The 18,627-nt window shown below is 62.1% G+C and carries 18 protein-coding genes; 7 read left to right on the forward strand and 11 right to left on the reverse strand.

Annotation, left to right across the window (positions count from 1 at the left end; genetic code table 11):
- On the forward strand, positions 1-230 hold a 230-nt coding region (locus AB5Y68_RS04040; RefSeq protein ID WP_368203035.1), incomplete at its 5' end, for a hypothetical protein.
- Between the two features lie 89 nt (positions 231-319).
- Positions 320-859, forward strand: a complete 540-nt coding sequence (locus AB5Y68_RS04045; protein WP_039041153.1) for a gamma carbonic anhydrase family protein — start codon at positions 320-322, stop codon at positions 857-859.
- Positions 860-936: 77 nt separating this feature from the next.
- Here AB5Y68_RS04045 and polA read toward each other — a convergent pair whose 3' ends face one another.
- Positions 937-3,687, reverse strand: a complete 2,751-nt coding sequence (gene polA, locus AB5Y68_RS04050) for a DNA polymerase I (RefSeq protein WP_039041150.1) — start codon at positions 3,685-3,687, stop codon at positions 937-939.
- A 401-nt stretch (positions 3,688-4,088) separates the two neighbouring features.
- On the opposite strand from polA, the gene elbB reads away from it, so the two are divergent.
- Positions 4,089-4,739, forward strand: a complete 651-nt coding sequence (gene elbB, locus AB5Y68_RS04055; RefSeq protein ID WP_039041149.1) for an isoprenoid biosynthesis glyoxalase ElbB — start codon at positions 4,089-4,091, stop codon at positions 4,737-4,739.
- Positions 4,740-4,811: 72 nt separating this feature from the next.
- Here elbB and AB5Y68_RS04060 read toward each other — a convergent pair whose 3' ends face one another.
- The 4 genes from AB5Y68_RS04060 to AB5Y68_RS04075 all read right to left on the reverse strand — a co-directional run bounded on the left by AB5Y68_RS04060 (position 4,812) and on the right by AB5Y68_RS04075 (position 8,244).
- Complete coding sequence (locus AB5Y68_RS04060) at positions 4,812-5,021, reverse strand: cell division protein ZapB (RefSeq protein WP_010672454.1); 210 nt, start codon at positions 5,019-5,021, stop codon at positions 4,812-4,814.
- Between the two features lie 221 nt (positions 5,022-5,242).
- Positions 5,243-6,523 (reverse strand): hypothetical protein, encoded by a 1,281-nt coding sequence (locus AB5Y68_RS04065; protein ID WP_010672453.1) that lies wholly within the window; start codon positions 6,521-6,523, stop codon positions 5,243-5,245.
- Between the two features lie 21 nt (positions 6,524-6,544).
- The gene (gene cysE, locus AB5Y68_RS04070) at positions 6,545-7,324 is read right to left on the reverse strand and encodes a serine O-acetyltransferase (protein WP_010672452.1); all 780 of its coding nucleotides are present in this window, start codon (positions 7,322-7,324) and stop codon (positions 6,545-6,547) included.
- An 8-nt stretch (positions 7,325-7,332) separates the two neighbouring features.
- Positions 7,333-8,244 (reverse strand): cation diffusion facilitator family transporter, encoded by a 912-nt coding sequence (locus AB5Y68_RS04075; RefSeq protein ID WP_039041148.1) that lies wholly within the window; start codon positions 8,242-8,244, stop codon positions 7,333-7,335.
- Positions 8,245-8,331: 87 nt separating this feature from the next.
- Between AB5Y68_RS04075 and AB5Y68_RS04080 the strand changes: the two genes are divergently transcribed.
- From AB5Y68_RS04080 to trmL, 3 genes are all read left to right on the forward strand, one after another.
- Positions 8,332-9,027: a response regulator gene (locus tag AB5Y68_RS04080; RefSeq protein WP_010672450.1), complete on the forward strand. Its 696-nt coding sequence runs from the start codon at positions 8,332-8,334 to the stop codon at positions 9,025-9,027.
- A complete protein-coding gene (locus AB5Y68_RS04085; protein WP_039041147.1) occupies positions 9,024-10,379 on the forward strand; it encodes an ATP-binding protein in 1,356 nt (451 codons plus the stop codon). The genes AB5Y68_RS04080 and AB5Y68_RS04085 overlap by 4 nt, the downstream gene beginning before the upstream one ends.
- 70 nt (positions 10,380-10,449) lie before the next feature.
- Positions 10,450-10,914 carry a tRNA (uridine(34)/cytosine(34)/5-carboxymethylaminomethyluridine(34)-2'-O)-methyltransferase TrmL gene (gene trmL, locus AB5Y68_RS04090; RefSeq protein ID WP_039041146.1) on the forward strand — a complete coding sequence of 155 codons (465 nt, stop codon included), beginning with the start codon at positions 10,450-10,452 and terminating at the stop codon, positions 10,912-10,914.
- A 31-nt stretch (positions 10,915-10,945) separates the two neighbouring features.
- Here the strand turns inward: trmL and dinF are convergent, their stop codons facing one another.
- The 4 genes from dinF to lexA form a co-directional block, all read right to left on the reverse strand.
- Complete coding sequence (dinF, locus tag AB5Y68_RS04095) at positions 10,946-12,316, reverse strand: MATE family efflux transporter DinF (protein ID WP_052258911.1); 1,371 nt, start codon at positions 12,314-12,316, stop codon at positions 10,946-10,948.
- A gap of 14 nt (positions 12,317-12,330) precedes the next feature.
- Positions 12,331-12,957 carry an SCO family protein gene (locus AB5Y68_RS04100; protein WP_039041144.1) on the reverse strand — a complete coding sequence of 209 codons (627 nt, stop codon included), beginning with the start codon at positions 12,955-12,957 and terminating at the stop codon, positions 12,331-12,333.
- 190 nt (positions 12,958-13,147) lie between these two features.
- Positions 13,148-13,438, reverse strand: a complete 291-nt coding sequence (locus AB5Y68_RS04105; protein ID WP_010672445.1) for a hypothetical protein — start codon at positions 13,436-13,438, stop codon at positions 13,148-13,150.
- Positions 13,439-13,788: 350 nt separating this feature from the next.
- Positions 13,789-14,415, reverse strand: a complete 627-nt coding sequence (lexA, locus tag AB5Y68_RS04110; protein WP_039041143.1) for a transcriptional repressor LexA — start codon at positions 14,413-14,415, stop codon at positions 13,789-13,791.
- Positions 14,416-14,619: 204 nt separating this feature from the next.
- On the opposite strand from lexA, the gene plsB reads away from it, so the two are divergent.
- Positions 14,620-17,043, forward strand: a complete 2,424-nt coding sequence (gene plsB, locus AB5Y68_RS04115) for a glycerol-3-phosphate 1-O-acyltransferase PlsB (protein WP_039041142.1) — start codon at positions 14,620-14,622, stop codon at positions 17,041-17,043.
- Positions 17,044-17,107: 64 nt separating this feature from the next.
- Here plsB and ubiA read toward each other — a convergent pair whose 3' ends face one another.
- Positions 17,108-17,971: a 4-hydroxybenzoate octaprenyltransferase gene (gene ubiA / locus AB5Y68_RS04120; RefSeq protein WP_039041141.1), complete on the reverse strand. Its 864-nt coding sequence runs from the start codon at positions 17,969-17,971 to the stop codon at positions 17,108-17,110.
- The gene (locus AB5Y68_RS04125; protein WP_039041140.1) at positions 17,968-18,519 is read right to left on the reverse strand and encodes a chorismate lyase; all 552 of its coding nucleotides are present in this window, start codon (positions 18,517-18,519) and stop codon (positions 17,968-17,970) included. Before AB5Y68_RS04125 ends, ubiA begins: the two co-directional genes overlap by 4 nt.
- Positions 18,520-18,627 lie beyond the last annotated feature (108 nt).

The raw sequence follows: 18,627 nt of genomic DNA on the forward strand, positions 1-18,627 counted from the left end.
ATTGCTTGATTCAAATTGTTAAAGAGCGACGCAGCTTTTGGCTGCTGCGGGAGTGGCATTCTACTCAACCGCCTTCTCGAGTCAAGCCTTATTTTCAAAGGCTTTTCGATGCTACCGACTCAGGCTTTGCGTTGCCGCTTGCCCTGTCGATGGAGGCGCATTATAGGGAGCGGATTCGTTCTGGCAACCCCTCCTCTGCAATAAAATTGCAAAAATCGGCACTTTTTTAGTTATTCATATCCAGGCACAGCTTTTATACAAACTTATCCACAGAAACCGGCCTCGAATTGCTAGAATGGCCGAAAACAAGGAGGCCAAGATGGACTTGCGACTGAGACCTTACAAGGGAAAATGCCCGCAACTGGGCAAACGGGTATATGTGGATCCCTGTGCCACCCTGGTGGGGGATATCCAGCTGGGTGACGATGCCAGCATCTGGCCCATGGTGGCCGCCAGAGGGGACGTCAACCATATCCGCATCGGTGCCCGCAGCAATATCCAGGACGGCACAGTGCTGCACCTGACCCGCAAGAGTGCCAGCAACCCCGGCGGCTATCCGCTGCTGATAGGTGAGGATGTCACGGTCGGTCATAAGGCCATGCTGCACGGTTGCACCATAGGCGACCGGGTGCTGGTCGGCATGGGTGCCATCCTGCTGGATGGGGTGATCGTTGAAGACGATGTGATGATCGGGGCGGGCAGCCTGGTGCCACCGGGCAAGCGGCTCGAGGCCGGCTTTCTTTATATGGGCAATCCCGTCAAGCAGGCCCGCCCTCTCAAGCCGGTCGAGATCGCCTTCCTGAAGACCTCGGCCGACAACTATGTGCTGCTCAAGGATGAATACCTGCAAGAGGCCTGACCCTGCAGCCACAAACAGGAAGCCCGGCATCATGCCGGGCTTCTCTTCTTATATAGCTATGTGACCATCAGGCAGGATCAGTGGGCCTGATCCCAGTTGTCACCGGTGCCCGCTTCCACCACCAGCGGCACATGCAGTTCTGCTGCGGCTGACATCTTCTCCTTGATGAGGGCGATGTACTCCTCCAGCTTCTCTTCGCGGATCTCGAACACCAGTTCATCGTGTACCTGCATCAACATACGGATCGACTCGTCTTCAATGCCCCGGATCCAGCCATCCACGTTGATCATGGCGCGCTTGATGATGTCGGCAGCGGTGCCCTGCATAGGTGCGTTGATGGCGGCCCGTTCGGCCGCCTTGCGCAGACCGGCGTTGCGGGACTTGATATCCGGCAGATAGAGGCGACGGCCAAACAGGGTTTCGACATAGCCCTGGACGTCCGCCTGCTGGCGGGTACGCTCCATGTACTCCAGCACACCCGGGTAGCGTTCGAAGTAAAGATCCATGTACTTCTGCGCTTCGGCGCGACCGATCCCCAGCTGCTTGGCCAGACCGAAGGCACTCATGCCATAGATGAGACCAAAGTTGATCGCCTTGGCACTGCGGCGCATGTCGCTGGTCACCGCATCGAGCGCGACCCCGAACACCTCGGCGGCGGTCGCCTTGTGGATGTCCTTGCCCTCGGCGAAGGCGGTCAGCAACCCCTTGTCACCGGAGAGGTGGGCCATGATGCGCAGCTCGATCTGGGAGTAATCCGCCGCCACCAGCTTGTAACCGGCGCACGGAATGAAGGCCTGCCGAATACGGCGCCCCTGTTCGTTGCGCACCGGAATGTTCTGCAGGTTGGGGTCGGTTGACGAGAGTCGACCGGTCGCCGCCACCGCCTGGTGATAGGAGGTGTGCACCCGCCCGGTCTGCGGCTTGATCATCAGCGGCAGCTTGTCGGTGTAGGTGGACTTGAGCTTGGCCAGCCCACGGTGCTCCATCAGCAGTTGCGGCAGCTCATAGGTCTCCGCCAGCTCGGCCAGCACCTCTTCCGCAGTGGATGGCGCTCCCTTGGGGGTCTTTTTGATGATCGGCAGCCCCAGCTTGGTGAAGAGGATTTCACCCAGCTGCTTGGGCGAGGAGAGATTGAACTCCTGCCCGGCCAGCTCGTGGGCCTGCTTCTCCAGCTCTGCCAGACGTACTTCGATCTCCTGGCTCTGCTGGTGCAGCAACTTGGGCTCGATGGTGGTACCGAGTCGCTCCATCCGTGCCAGCACCGGCAGCAGCGGCAGTTCGATCTCGCTGAATACCTTGGCAAGTCCCGGCTCGGCAGAGAGCTTGCCCCACAGCGTCTGATGCAGACGCAGGGTGATGTCGGCATCTTCCGCCGCATAAGGGGCCGCCTGCTCCAGTTCGATCTGGTTGAAGGTGAGCTGCTTGACCCCCTTGCCGGCGATCTCTTCGAACGAGATGGTTTCGGCGTTCAGATACCTGCGGGCCAGGGAATCCATGTCGTGGCGGCTGGCGGTGGAGTTGAGCACATAGGATTCGAGCATGGTGTCGTAGGCGATACCCTGCAGCTCGATGCCGTGGTTGAGCAGTACGTTGCGATCGTACTTGAGGTTCTGCCCCACCTTGAGACGGGTCGGATCTTCCAGCAGCGGTTTGAGCTTGCCGAGTACCACGGCCTCGGTCAGCTGCACCGGCGCCCCCAGATAGTCGTGGCCGAAGGGCACATAGGCCGCCTTGCCCGGTTCGATGGCAAAGGAGACGCCAACGACCCGCGCCTCCATATAGTCGAGACTGGTGGTCTCGGTGTCGAAGGCAAACAGCGGCGCCGCCTGCAACCGTGCCAGCCACTCATCGAATTCGGCCTCATCCAGGATGCAGCGATAGTCGGTTTCGATGGCGGCTGCCGGGGCGGCGCCTTCCTCATCACCTGCGGCTTCGCTCTCCTCGTCACCAGACTCCAGCTCTTTGATCAGGTTGCGCAGCTCATACTCGCGATAGACCGCCAGCAGAGCCTCTTTGTCGATGGGGCCAAGCTGCAACTCTTCCAGGCTCTGCTCCAGCGCCACGTCGGTCTTGATGGTGGCCAGCACATAGGAAAGGCGCACCTGCTCTTCCTGCTCGCGGAACTTGTCGGCGAACGCCTTGGAGCCACGGAAGCCGAGCGCCGCCACCTTGTCGAGGTTGGCGGCGATCTCGTCGATGCTGCCTATCCCCTGCAACAGGGCCAGTGCGGTCTTCTCGCCGACACCTGTCATGCCGGGAATGTTGTCCACCTTGTCCCCCATCAGCGCCAGGTAATCGATGATGAGCTCGGGCGGTACGCCGAACTTCTCGATCACCCCTTCCCGATCGGTCTTCACATCCTTCATGGTGTCGATCAGGGTGACATGGTCGGAGACCAGCTGCGCCATGTCCTTGTCGCCGGTGCTGATGAGCACAGGCAACTGTTTCTCGGTCGCCTGACGGGCCAGAGTGCCGATCACGTCGTCGGCCTCCACCCCTTCGACCATCAGGAAGGGGAAACCCATCGCCTTGATCATCTGGTGGATAGGGGCGACCTGGCTGCGCAGATCGTCCGGCATGCTGGCGCGTGTTGCCTTGTATTCGGGATAGATGTCGTCACGGAAGGTCTTGCCCTTGGCGTCGAACACCACGGCCACGTGGCAGTCGGGGTACTGCTTGCGAAGGCTGCGCATCATGTTGGCCATGACACGGACGGCGCCGCTAGGCAAGCCGGTCGAGGTGCGCAGATCGGCCTGCTGCGAGGCAAAGAAGGCGCGGTAAAGATATGAAGAGCCGTCGACCAGAATAAGAGGATTGCTAGAGGCCATGAAAATCGTCCTGCCAAGAATAAACAGCCGCTAGGATGCCACAGGGCCCGCACCACACCAAGGGGACTCCCACCATCACCCCGGCGCACCGGTGGGGCATATTGCTGTGGATAACTCTGTGCTCAAAAATGGCACCATTGCATCACGGCCGTGATAAAGCTGTGGATTAAAACAAAAAATATCTTTTAAAACATTACGTTGAGATCATTAAAACTCAACATGACACACGCATCATGATCTCGAACAATGTGGAAAAAAATTCAAGGGGGGTACTGAGGCAGGATCCAAAACGAAACAATCCTAGCACAGGGAGATGACTTGACCAGCGGAGGTCGAACGATAACCATACAAAAGTACAACAATCTACCCTGGCTCACATTTTCAACAACGAGGAGTCTGTCATGAAAAAAGTGGCCGTGATCTTGAGTGGTTGTGGCGTGTTTGACGGCGCCGAGATCCACGAGGCCGTCATCAGCCTGCTGGCGCTGGCCCGTCAGGGAGCATCCGTTCAATGCTTCGCCCCCAATGTCCCTCAGCTTCATGTCATCAATCACCTGACCGGCGAGGTCAGCGAGGGAGAGAGCCGCAACGTGCTGGTCGAGGCGGCCCGCATCTGCCGCGGCCAGATCAGGGATGTGGCTGAACTGGATGCAGCCGACTTCGACGCCCTGCTGGTGCCGGGCGGCTTCGGCGCCGCCAAGAACCTGTGTGACTTCGCCATCAAGGGAGCAGAGTGCCGCATCCAGCCGGATGTGCTGAAGGCCTGCCAGAGCTTTGCCAGAGCAGGCAAACCGGCCGCCTACATCTGCATCGCACCGGCCATGATCCCGCTCATCTATGGCGCCGGTACCCTGGCCACCATTGGCAACGACGAGGGCGCCGCCAACGCCATCGAAGCCATGGGTGGCAGTCATCTCGACTGCCCGGTGCGCGAATTCGTGGTGGATCAGGAGCGCAAGGTCATCTCCACCCCTGCCTACATGCTGGCCAACAATATTGTGGAGGCGGCGGACGGCATCGAGAAGACCGTCAAACAGCTGCTGGCACTCTGATTGCCCGGCAGACCAAAACAAGCGGGCCGCTCAAGGAGCGGCCCGCTTTCATTCCGGTCAATCTAGACGGGATCAGATGGCATCGCCCATCTGGTCCATCTTGCCCAGCAGGGCACGCAGACGCTCTTGCCAGGCAACGTGCTCGTTGCGCAGTTGGTGGTTTTCGTCTTGCAGCTTGCTGTTCTGCTCTTTCAGCTCGTCCAGCTCCATCTTCAGCAAGGAGATGTTGTCGACGGCGGATTGTACTTTGGATTCGAGTTGCTCAAGGACTTCTAGTGACATATGCATACCTGTATGTTCAATTGCGATGCCCCACAGAGGGCGATTCAAGCGCGTGGAGCCAGCATACCCTGATGCGCTCGGCACAAACAAGCCAGCACGTTGCAAAATGCGCCCTGCGGCCCGGTATTGCTTAAATATGCGTCGGTTTTTCTCGCAGGCAGCAGGAACCTCGATCCCGGGCGTCCGCCGTGGCATAACCCGCCCTCCTGCCGATGCCGCCATCAGCCATGCAAGGCGATGAAGCCCCCCATCATCAGACAGGCCACGGCGTACATCAACAGGCCGTAGAGCAGGTTCCAGCGCAGCAGCAGCCCGGCGCTCAGGTTGTAGCGGGACGCCAGCGCCAGATTGGAGCCGGAGAGCGGGCTCGTCCCGGTCGCCAGCCCCCACCCCATGAGGAAGCACATGCCAAGCAGGCTGGGATCCGGTGCCAGCGGCCAGAGCAACGGCGCCACCCCCGAGATGCTGATGAGAGGATGCACGCCCACTATGGCCACCAGGAAGATCAGCAGCAGGGTCAGGCAGGCTTCCAGCCAGCCGAAGTGGTTGAACAGCGGCAGGCCGTGGCCACTGCCAAAGTCCAGTACTGACAGCGCGCTGTTGATGCCAGCCGCCAGCAGGCCGGCCCCCAGAAACAGCACAAGCTGGCCACCGATGGCCGGGAAGCGCTCCACCACCTGGCGCTTGAGAGCAGCCCCTCGCCCCGCTTGCGGCATGAACAGCAAGGCCAGCAAGGGCGCCACCAGGGCGATCACCGCCAGAATGCTGAGTCCGGGCCAGAAACGGTGGATCACCAGCACCAGCAGTGCCAGGGTCACCGGTAGCCCCAGGGTCTGGAGCCGCAGCGGATAACCTTCAAAGGTCTCCACACCGAGTCGCTCTACCTGCCAGGCCGTCAGCCCCATGGCCAGCAAGGCCGCCAGTATGCCAAAAGGCAGTATGCTGCCCAGTTGCAGACCCGGTGCATAGGTGAGGGCCACCGCCATGGCGACGAAGAAGGGGGACCAAAACGCAGCAGCACAGAAGATCCGGCTCAGCACCATGACCTGACGCCGCTCCAGCGTCCCGTTGCGCTCCAGCCGATCGCCGATGATGAAGAGCACCGAAAGATTGATGACGGCCCCCAGCAGATTGAGGCTGGCCATGGTGCTCCACAGCCCCTTGCGACCGGACCAGGAGGCGGTACCGGTCAAGAGACCGGAGGTAGCCAGATTGAGGGTGCTCACTGCGGCAAACATGGTCAGCATGTTGATATTCGGCAAGAGCCAGTCACCTGGGCTGAGGCTGGCACCTCGCCACCAAGAAAAGAGCAGCAGCAGGAGCGCCGCGCCGTAGAGGGCCAGCGCCTGACGCCGTGCGGCACCCACCAGCCAGGGCCAGGTGAGCAGGGAGGCGGCCCAGGCCGCGATGGCGGCGGGCCAGGGGGAGAAGTCCAGATAAAGGTGCAGCAGGTTGAGCAGCCACATCCCCAGGATCAGAAAGCCTGACCAGCGCTTGACCATACAACGGCCTCGGTCAGGGGATCAGAGGCACTGATCCATGTCCAGGGAAGGTTTGTCGCACTCGGGGCGGCCCACAATCCTGGCGGGCACGCCAGCGACCGTGGTGTGAGGCGGCACCGGGTTGATCACCACGCTGCCGGCACCGATCTTGGCGCCGACGCCCACCTCGATGTTGCCGAGGACCTTGGCCCCCGCCCCTATCATCACCCCTTCCCGGATTTTGGGGTGACGATCGCCACTCTCCTTGCCGGTCCCCCCCAGAGTCACACTCTGCAGGATGGAGACGTCGTTCTCGATGACGGCGGTTTCCCCGACCACGATACCGGTGGCATGGTCAAACATGATGCCCTTGCCGATGCGGGCGGCAGGGTGTACATCCACGCCGAACACCACGGAGATCTGGTTTTGCAGATAGAGCGCCAGGGCACGGCGTCCCTGACGCCACAGCCAGTTGGCCACCCGATACCCCTGAAGAGCATGGAATCCCTTGAGGTAGAGCAGCGGGGTGGAGAAGAGGTCGACCGCCGGGTCGCGATCCTGCACCGCGCAGATGTCGGCGGCCACTGCGGCCAGCAGCTCGGGTTCGCTGCGCAGGGCCAGCTCGATCACTTCCCTTAAGGCGATGGCAGGCATGGTGGTGCTGTCGAGCTTGTTGGCGAGCTGGAAGCTCAGCGCCGAGCGCAAATCCCGGTGATTGAGAATGGTGGAATGAAAGAAGCTGGCCAGCATGGGCTCCTGGGCCGCCATGCTCTGCGCTTCCTGCTGAATTTTTTGCCAGGTTCTGGCAACCAGATCATCCATGTTGCAGCCTACTGTTGTTCAGGGTGAGTGCTTTGTCGTTCTTTTGTCAGCACCGAGATGGGGTCCATGTGAATGATCACATCCATCCGCTCGAAGGCCTGGCGGACGGCCAGTTCAGCCTCGTCGGCTATCTGATGGGCCCTGACCAGAGGCAGTTGATCATCGAGTTCCAGATGCAACTGCACGAAACGGGTCGGCCCGGATTGGCGGGTACGCAGGTCATGTACGCCATGCACCCCCTCTACGGCGCAGCAGAGGGCCATTATTCTCGCTTGTTCCTCCTCTGGCAACTGACGATCGAGCAGGGCCTGCACCGATTCGTAGCCGATATGGACAGCCCCCCACACCAGGAACAGACCGATCAGAATGGCAAACAGGCCGTCGGCCCAGTACCACCCTTGCCCCGCCATCACCAGTGCCACCAGCACGCCGCCATTGAGCAGCAGGTCGGAACGGTAGTGCAGCATGTCAGCCTTGATGGCCACACTGTTGGTCTTGCGGATGACAAAGCTCTGGAAGCTCACCAGCAGCAGGGTCAGCACGATGGAGCCGACGCTGACCCAGATCCCGGCCTCCAGGCGCACCACGGGCACCTGATTCAGCATCGACGAGATGCCGTGCATCACCAGCAGCAGGGCGGACCCCGAGATGAAGGCCGACTGCACCAGACCCGCCAGGGACTCCGCTTTGCCGTGGCCGAAGCGATGCTCTTCGTCGGCAGGGGCCAGCGCATAACGGATGGCCAGCAGATTGATGAGAGAGGCGCTGATGTCCATGAAGGAATCGGTCAGGGATGCCAGCAGGCTGGATGAATCCGTCATCAGCCAGGCGATCAGTTTGCCCAGGATGAGCAGGGTGGCGGTGGTCACAGCGGCCATGCTGGCCAGGGTGACCCAGCGGGAATAGTGTTGGTGGCTCAAAACCGGCTTTCCTCCGACGCGTAAAAACTTATTATACCCTGACCCGGACGTCAGTTTGGCGTGCAAAATCAACAGAGTGACTCCCAGATGAACAAAATACTCCTGGTCGACGACGATCTCGAACTGACCCAGCTGCTCACCGAAATCCTGACCCTGGAGGGGTTTGAGGTCACCGTCGCCGAGGATGGGGAAGAGGGATTGCAGCGACTGGCAGAACAGGCATTCGACCTGGTGCTGCTGGACGTCATGATGCCCAGACTCAACGGCTTCGCCATGCTGACCCGGCTGCGCAAGACCCACGACACCCCGGTGTTGATGCTGACCGCCCGTGGCGACAGCCAGGATCGGGTCAACGGGCTGGAGGCCGGTGCCGACGACTATCTCGCCAAGCCGTTCGACGACAGGGAACTGCTGGCCCGGGTGCGCGCCATCCTGCGTCGAACCCAGAGCCAGGCTCCCCAGCGCGGCGGCAGCTCGGAAGAGGTGCGCTTCATGGATCTGGTGCTGCAGCCCGGCCTGCAACAGGCTCGCTGCGACGATCAGTTGCTGGAACTCACCGCCACCGAGTTCGGCCTGCTGGAGTGCCTGCTGCGCAATCCGGGCCAGATCGTCAGCAAGGGCCTGCTCTCCGAGCAGGTGCTGGGCAAGAAGCTCGAACCTTTCGATCGGGCCATCGACATGCACCTGAGCAACCTGCGCAAGAAGCTGCCGGAGCGGGCCGACGGCCAGCCCCGCTTCAAGACGGTGCGGGGACGAGGCTACCTATGGCTGGAGCAGGCATGAAATCGGCCCGCACCTTCAACGGCCTTTCCACCCAGATCTTCCTCTGGTTCTGGTTCATCCTGCTGCTGGTCGTGGCCGCGGTGGTAATCCTACCCACCCTGGACCCCCGCAACATCATCCCGCTGCCGGCCCACGAGATTACCCGTCTCAACAACAACCTGGCGGCGCTGCAACGGGGCGCGGATCCCGAGCAGGATTTCGATCTGGCCAAGGCCATCGATGCCGCGGGCCTTTTGCCGGTGGACAACATCTATCTACGCGATGCCAAGGGGCAGATGCAGTCCAGCACCCGGCTGAGCAAGTTCGTGATCCGTTTCATGCTCGACTCGGACAACCCGGCCAAGCCCATGCTGGGCAGCGAACACCAGCGCGCCATCGCCGGCCCCTTCCAGATGGTCCATCACGGCCAGACCTATCACGTCTATTTCGGTCTGAACGTCGAAAACTCCTACCTGTTCCTCTTCATCCAGATCCTGGATCACCCCATCCAGATCCTGGGCATCGCCATGCTGGTCAGCACCCCGCTCTGTCTATTGCTCGCCTGGCGCCTGACCCGCCCCATACTGCAGTTGCAGCAGTCGGTCTCCCAACTCGCCCAGGGTAACCTGGAAATACAGATCCCCAACCTGGGGCGGCGCGACGAGATAGGCCAGCTGGCCGAACATGTCAGTCGCATGGTCGATACCCTCAAGGACATGATCCAGAAGCAGAAGCAGTTGCTCTCCGACATCTCCCACGAGCTGCGCAGCCCCCTGACCCGCATCCAGCTCGCACAGGCGCTGATCCGCCGCAAGCAGGGGGACAGCGCCGAGCTGGCGCGCATCGAAGGGGAGATAGCCCGGCTCGACAAGCTGATAGGGGATCTGCTGGATCTGTCGCGGGTGCAGCAACATGTGGAGGCGCCGGTGACGCTGCCCCTGGCGGAGCTGCTGGAGCCCATCCTGGACGATGCCATGTTCGAGGCAAACCAGAACGGCAAACAGCTCAGGCTCCCTTCCCTGCCCGCCGAATCCCTCACCATGTGGCCGGAGCTGCTGGCGCGCGCCCTGGAAAACCCGCTGCGCAACGCCCTCAAGTATGCCCGCGAGTTCATCAAGGTGGACTGGTACCGGGAGGGACGGGAGTGGGTCATGACCATACGGGATGACGGCCCTGGCGTGCCGGTGGAGCAGCAGCCCCGGTTGTTCCTGCCCTTCTTTCGGGTGGACGATGCCCGCAACGCCAAGACCGGGGGCACGGGTCTCGGCCTTGCCATTGCCGCCGAGGCGATCCAGCGTCATGGGGGGACCATCCGGGCCAGCAGCAATCAGCCGACCGGACTGGTCATCACCATCCGTCTGCCCATGCCCTGACCTCCCCCTTTTCATCGACACGGGTGCTGGGTATGCTGGCGCCCGTTTCGCACCAGCCCAGGATCCTTCCATGCTCGATATCGTGCTCTACCAACCGGAAATCCCCCCCAACACCGGCAACATCATTCGCCTCTGCGCCAATACCGGCTACCGGTTGCATCTGATAGAGCCCCTGGGGTTCGAGTGGGATGATAAACGGGTCAAGCGGGCCGGGCTCGACTATCACGAGTTTGCCGACGTCAAGCGCTGGCCTGACTATGAGGCCTTTCTGGCGGCCGTCGCCCCCCAACGGGTCTTTGCCTGCACCACCAAGGGACGCACCGCCCACTCGGCGGCCCGGTTTGCCCCCGGTGACGCCCTGCTGTTCGGGCCCGAGAGCCGAGGCCTGCCCATGGAGATCATCGAGAGCCTGCCATTCGAGCAGCGGCTGCGCATCCCCATGCTGCCCCAGAGCCGCAGCATGAATCTGGCCAACGCTGTCGCGGTGTTCGTCTACGAGAGCTGGCGACAGTTCGACTATTCAGGCTCGCTCTGACCGCTGACGATATTGGCAAGGCGGCCAGAATTCAGACTGACTGCGCCGTCCCCTGCCCCGCCAGCAGCCGTCCATCACGCTCCAGTCGCCAGCAGAGCCAGCCCAGCGTCAAGCCACGACCGGCCATCAGGGCACTCATGGCGGCCCACAGGGCCGCCACACCCCATCCCTGGCAGAGCCACCAGATGGGAAAGAAGCCGGCAAACACCGCCACCAGCATGCTGTTGCGCATCTCCCGGGCCCGGGTGGCGCCGATGAAGACCCCGTCCAGCAGGAAGCACCAGACCGCCAGCAGCGGCATGGCCACCAGCCAGGGGAGCTGACGTTGCGCCTCGGCGATCACCGCCGGTATGTCGGTAATGTGACGGATGAGCCAGTGGCCCCCCAGGGCAAACGAGAGGGTGAATGCCAGGGCGATCAGCAGCGCCCAGCCCAGATTGAGGACGATGGCCTCCCGCAGCAGCGGCCTATCACGCCGCCCGATGGCGCGCCCTACCATGGCTTCCACCGCATAGGCAAATCCATCCAGCCCGTAGGAAATCAGCATCAGGAAATTGAGCAGCACCGCATTGGCGGCCACCGCCACATCCCCCAGTCTGGCCCCCTGCAGAGTCATGAACACGAAGCAGAGTTGCAGGCAGAGGGAGCGGATGAAAATATCCCGGTTCAGGGCGAGCAGCCGCAGCAGGGCCGGCCACTGGCGCCAGCGCTGCCAGGCGTTGTGCCACACCCCGGGGTCAAGTCGGCGCAGATGCCGGCTCACCAGCCAGAACCCCACCACGAGCGTGCTGTAATCCGCCAGCAGGGATGCTGCGGCCACCCCTTTCACCTGCCAGCCCAATCCCAGCACGAACCAGGCATCCAGCACCATGTTGACGAGATTGCCCAGGATCAGCAGCAGCATGGGACTGCGTGCATCCTGCATGCCCAGCAACCACCCCATGATGACCAGATTGCACAAGGCCGCCGGGGCGCTCCAGACCCGCACCGACACATATTGACCGGCATAGGTCTGTACCTCGGAAGAGCCGCCGCCGAGGGCGATGATGGCAGGCAGGAACGGCAACAACAGGAGCAACAGCGCCATGCCCAGTCCGATCGCCAAGCCCAGGGCCCGCGCCAGGGTGTCGAGCTGCCCTTCGGCATGGGCTGCACCCTGAGCCTGGGCAGTCAGCCCTGTGGTGGACATGCGCAGGAAGCCAAGCAGCCAGAACAGCAGATTGATGAAGGTCGCACCGACCGAGACGCCGCCGAGAAACCAGGCCTGGCCAAGATGACCGATCACCCAGGTGTCCACCAGCCCCAGCAAGGGCGTGGTGACGTTGGAGAACACCATGGGCAGGGCCAGGGCGAAGACGGCTCGGTGGCGGCGAGGATCCTTCAGCCAGGCGGGAATCAGCATGGTGCGCGCCGGGCTCACTCGCCAGCCAGCCGCACGATGCGCGCGAAGTCGGCCACCATGGTCTGCATGTCCACGTGGGGCACCTCACCCGGTGCCACTTTGGGTCGGAAGGTGGCCACCAGCTTCCCCTCGGGGTTGATCAGCACGATGGAGGCGGAGTGGTCGATCAGGTAGTCCTTGCGATCCCCTTCCACGATGGAATAGACCAGCCCCAGATTGCGGACCAGAGGAAAGAGGGCACTGTGAGGTGCGGTCGCCGCCTTGAACTCGGGCTCGAAGAAGGCGGTATAGCTCTTCAGGCGGGCGCTGTCATCCCGCTGGGGATCCGCCGAGATGAATACCACCTGGCTAGTGGGGGCTATCTTCTTCAACGCCGGATAGACGCTGCGCAGATCCGCCAACGTGGTCGGACAGACATCCGGGCAGTAGGTGTAGCCGATGAACAGAAAGCTCCAGTGTCCCGTCAGGTTGGCAGGGGTAAAGGGCTGTGCATCCGCATCCGTGAGGGCAAACGGGTTGATGTCTCGCCCCGCCGGGTAGTAATCGGCCTGTTCCGGCACCGCGGGCTGACTCCAGTAATAAGCCGCCGCAATGGCGCCGATGAACAGCAATAGCAGCAGGTAAAAGCGTGGTTTAACCATATAAAACAAAGCCTTGCTTATGTTAGAAGCCCTGGGGGCAAAACCGGTAGGGGTCATTGTAACCCGCCTGCCCCCGCCGATGGCTAGTCTTGCATCCCGGCGGGAAAGCGTCTGTGCCATGGATAAGCCGCATCGGCGCCAAAACAAGAGCCCCGCTCTGGCGGGGCTCTTGTTTGTACAGGAAGAGGGATCAGGGCCGCAGCCTGTGCTGCGGCTGGGCACGTCTCAGGGGGACGCGCAGCGGGATGACGGGGGCAGTCCAGGGCTCATCCGGCAATCCGATGTCGTGATGACGGCGAAACAGACGAACCAGGCGGACAATCTTGTCTTTGGGGCACCCAAGCCAGATGGTCCAACCATCTCCCTTGTGATAGACCCAGAGCGCATAGAACCATGTCATCCGACTGCCCTTGATGAATCGGGTGATGGAAGATGCGGGCGCTGCGGCCGGCACCGGATCCCACGGCGAGCTTGAAGCCATACCTGTCCTCCTTGCTCAACAGGTCACGCTGACGGGTCTCTTTGTCCCCAACGACGAACCAACCACGGCAGCGTACTGACTGTACGAGTCCCCAGTCTGAGGCGACTCTCCCTTATGCGCACCGACCCGGCGATCATGCATCCCTGCCATGGCGTACTGCCCGGTGCGACTCCCCCTTCCCTGATCACCGACCATGACAGGGGCCTTATCAAAGGATATATCCGAAATGCATGTCGTGCGGCGAGACTATGTGCACAGGAAGGAGAAGCGAAAAGGTGGGGAGGGAGATGCCATCGGCAGATGAAAATGAAGAGGCCTCCCGCAGGAGGCCTCTTCATCGCATCGGATGCTTACATCCAGTCGGCGTTGCGGATCACGCCGACCGCCAGGCCCTCTATGGTGAGGTGCTGACTGGCGAGATCCACCTCGATGGGGGAGAGATCTTCGTTTTCCGGCAGCAGCCATACCTGGCTGCCCTTGCGCTGGAAGCGCTTGACGGTGACGTCCTCGTCCAGACGTGCCACCACGACCTGGCCGTTACGTACCTCCTGGGTCTTGTGTACCGCCAGCAGGTCCCCGTCCATGATGCCGATGTTCTTCATGCTCATGCCCTGCACCCGCAGCAGGAAGTCTGCCCGCGGGTGGAACAGGGCGGGATCCACCTGGTAATGGCTCTCGATGTGTTCCTGGGCCAGGATGGGTTCCCCGGCCGCCACCTTGCCGATCAGTGGCAGGCCGTTTTCTTCAGGCTGCACGTCCTCTTCTTCGAGCAGCAGACGAATGCCGCGGGACGTGCCCGGCATGATCTCGATGACCCCTTTTTTGGCCAGGGCCTTCAGATGTTCTTCGGCCGCGTTGGCCGACTTGAAGCCAAGCTTCTGGGCAATCTCGGCGCGAGTCGGCGGCATGCCGGTCTCGTTCATGTTCGCCTTGATGAGCTCGAGTACTTCAGCCTGGCGAGGGGTAAGGGGTTTCATAGCATGGGCACCTGTCTTTTTATACAGCACACTGGCAGTATATACAGTGCTGGGGCCAAGGCAAGGCGCAACTGGCATTTGTCGCGACCCGACGCACATTTGTCCCTCCCCCCGCTCTGAAGTGCCGACTCATCGTACCTCTCGGCGACAAGCTGTCGGTGATTTGCTATGCTCACGCCGCATTTTTTTGGAGAGCAGACGCACATGTCCCTTGGACAGAAGATTTCCAGAGCCATCCTGCAATGGCCGGTCAGCGGCTTGGTCAATCACAAGAGCCTGCCGGAAAATCCCATCACCGAGCTCAAGCTGGATCCGGCCAGACCCATCGTCTACGCCCTGAAGACCAGCTCGATCACCGACCTGATGACCCTGCAACAGTGCTGCGAGGATCTCGGCCTGCCCGGCCCCTTCACGCCGCTGGAGCTGAACGGTCAACTGCTGCCACGCTACGTCTGTCTGGATCGTCCGCCTCCCCTGTTCGGCACGCGCAACAAGCCACTCCCCTTCCTGCAGGAGTTCCACCAGCTGCTGGACCTGCACAAGCAGGATCCGGCGCTGGACATCCAGGTAGTACCCGTCACCCTGTTCTGGGGCCGCGCCCCGGGCCGGGAAGACGAGGAGGCCTCCGGCTGGAACATCATCAGCAGCCTGGCGCCAAACCGCCTGAAGAAGGCGCTGATCGTGATCCTGAAAGGGCGCGAGAACCTGGTGCGCTTCTCCCCGCCCCTCTCCCTGCGCTACATGGCGGACAAGCACGGCACCGACGAGGCCATCGCCCACAAGCTGGCGCGGGTGGCCCGTACCCACTTCAGCCGCCAGCAGCTGGCCGCCACCGGGCCCAAGCTGCCGAACCGCAACCTGCTGTTCAAGCAACTGCTGGATTCGAGCGTGATCCAGCAGGCCATCGAGGAGGAGGCCAGACGGGAAGGGATCAGCCTGGAGAAGGCGCAAAAGCGTGCCCACGGCTACATGGACGAGATCGCCTCCAATTTCTCCTATCGGTTGATCCGCCTCGGGGAGAGTTTCCTTGGCTGGCTGTGGAACAAGCTCTACCGGGGCCTCTCGGTCAACGGTGCCGAGCAGGTGCGTCAGCTGGCCCAGGAAGGGCACGAGATCGTCTACGTCCCCTGCCATCGCAGCCACATGGATTACCTGCTGCTCTCCTACGTCATCTACCACCAGGGCATGGTGCCGCCCCACATCGCGGCGGGCATCAACCTCAACTTCTGGCCGGCAGGCCCCATCTTCCGCCACGGCGGCGCCTTCTTCATCCGCCGCACCTTCAAGGGCAATCCGCTCTACAGCACGGTATTCCGGGAGTACCTCAACCTGCTGTTCGCCAAGGGCTACTCGGTGGAGTTCTTCACCGAGGGCGGGCGTTCGCGTACGGGTCGCCTGCTGCCCCCCAAGACCGGCATGCTGGCGATGACCCTGCAGGCCATGATGCGCGGGCTGGACAGACCGGTGACCCTGGTCCCCGTCTATCTGGGCTACGAGCACGTGATGGAGGTGAACACCTATCACAACGAACTCAAGGGGAGCCGCAAGGAGAAGGAGAGCTTCCTGCAGGTGCTCGGCATCCTGCGCAAGCTGCGCAACTATGGCCGTGGCTTCGTCAATTTCGGCGAGCCGCTGACCCTCAACAGCTATCTCGGCGAACATGTGCCCACCTGGAAGGAGAGCATCGGCCGGGAGGAGCGTCCCGAGTGGATGGCCTCCACCGTCAACCAGCTGGCCGAGCTGCTGATGACCCGCATCAACGATGCCGCCGCCGTCAACGGCCTCACCCTGAGTGCCCTGGCCCTGCTGGCCGCCGAGCGCCACGCCCTGACCCGGGACGAACTCCAGGCCCAGCTCAACACCTATCTGGACCTGCTCAAGCAGGTGCCCTACAGCCCGCACAGCACCATGCCGGACGAGGACGCCAGGACCCTGCTGGAGCAGGCGATGGAGCTCAACAAGTTCGAGGTGAGCGAGGACAAGCTGGGCCAGATCATCAGCCTGGACCGCTATCAGGCGATCCTGCTCACCTACTACCGCAACAACATACTGCACCTGTTCGCCATGCCCTCCCTGGTGGCGGCCCTGATCGAGCGGTGCGAGGGGATCTCCCGCAGCGAGATCGTCGCCCGCTGTGTCGACATCTACCCCCTGCTCAAGACCGAACTCTTCCTGCGCTATGAAGAGGACGAGCTGCCGGAGCTGATCGATGCCCTGCTGGCCGAGCTGTTGCGCCAGCAACTGGTCGAGGCCCGCGACGGCGGCTACTGGGTCAACCCCGGCAACCAGATGCGCCTGCTGCTCTTGGCCGAAAGCATTCAGGAGACCCTGCAACGCTACGCCATCGTGCTGACCCGCATGCTGGCCCAGCCCCACATCGAGGCGGAGCAGCTGGAAGCGGACGGCCTGATGATGGCGGAGCGCCTCGGCACCCTGCACGGCATCAACGCCCCCGAGTTCTTCGACCAGAAGCTGTTCAGCACCCTGATCCACACCCTGCGCAGCGAAGGCTATCTGGATCCGGGCTGCAAACCGGATCTCGGCCGCTTCCAGGCATTGGCCGACAACATAGTGCCGCTGCTCAGCAACAAGATCCGCCGCACCATCCAGGCGGGCAACCGGCTCTGAGGCGTCGACACCCAACAAAAAGGCCGCATCATGCGGCCTTTTTTCATCAAGGAAGGGGCGCGGGTTAGAGGTAGTGAACCATCACCCCGAGCAGCACCAGCGCCCCCACGTAGTTGTTGTTGAGAAACGCCTGGAAGCAGGCTTCCCGCTGCCGCTCCCGGATCAGTCGCTGCTGGTAGACGAACAGCGCCGCCGCCCCCAGCAGCCCCCAGTAATAACCTGACCCCAACCCCATCAGCTGCCCGACCCCCAGCAGGATCAGCAGGGTCGCCAGTTGCAGCGCGCCGATGATCCGCTTGTCGTGGCGACCGAACAGGATGGCGCTCGATTTCAGGCCGAGCTTGAGGTCGTCATCCCTGTCCACCATGGCGTACTCGGTGTCATAGGCAATGGTCCACAGCAGGTTGGCAAGAAACAACAGCCAGGCTTCCGGCGGCAGGGTATTGGCCTGGGCCGCATAGGCCATGGGAATGGACCAGGAGAAGGCCATGCCGAGCACCAGCTGGGGGATGGGGATGAAGCGCTTCATGAAGGGGTAGCAGACCGCCAGCAGCAGACCGGCAAAGGACAGGCTGATGGTGAGCGGGTTCAACGTCAGCACCAGGGCGAACGAGAGAAGCGCCAGCACGGCAAACAGCACCAGCACTTCCCGCTCGGCGACCCGCCCCATGGGCAGCGGTCGCCCGGCGGTGCGTTTGACATGACCGTCGAAGTTGCGATCCGCATAGTCATTGATGACACAGCCGGCGGAGCGCATCAGAAAGACGCCCACCACGAACACGGTCAGGATCCAGGGGTCAGGCAGGCCACCAGCCGCCAGACAGAGCGCCCACAGGGTCGGCCACAGCAGCAGCAGGGTACCGATGGGCTTGTCGATGCGGGCCAACTGCGCATAGGCCAGTCCCCGCTCCTTGGTTAACAGCTTCACTCCAGCTCCTTATCCGATGGCAACGAATGAGACGATAGCGAGGGCAGGAAAAGTTCATGGACCAGCAGTGGCCATTGCCTCAGAAACAGGCGGGAACGACGCCCCCAGACGGTGGCGGCCGGACACCAGGGATTGCTCGCTATCTCGAAACAGGCCAGTTGCAGGTGATCCCGCCGCGCCGGAGCATCACCGAAAATGCGCTCTCCCAGCGGCTGCTCTCCCAGATCCTGCAAACCGCCCCCCTGCAAGGCAGCTTCGGCAAACAGGGTCCAACCCAGGATGGCAGGCCCGCCATCACCGTGCAGGATCACCTCGCGGCACATGCCCACGGGGGCCGACACCGCCACCAGCGCCTGCTCGTCCACCGTCAGCGACACGGCGCGATTGCCGAGCAGTTGCACCGAGAGGTGATGATTGTAACGACGCAGGCGCCGGGTCATGGAATCGGCCTCCAGCAACCAGGGACGCAGCGCCTCGGGTGGTTCGCACTCTGCAGGCGCCCGCCACGGGACGAGCTGGACGAGGGGAACAGTCAACTCGGACTTCACAGCTTCACCATCCGGAGATTTCCGTTGTCAGGTTAAAAACCGGTTTATTATCCGTAAATCAATGGCGAATTGTAAGAACATCCGTGCTTGACGGCCCCGATGGCAGCA

Origin of the sequence: Aeromonas sp. R6-1 (assembly GCF_040908165.1) — a bacterium.
Classification (GTDB): domain Bacteria; phylum Pseudomonadota; class Gammaproteobacteria; order Enterobacterales; family Aeromonadaceae; genus Aeromonas; species Aeromonas caviae.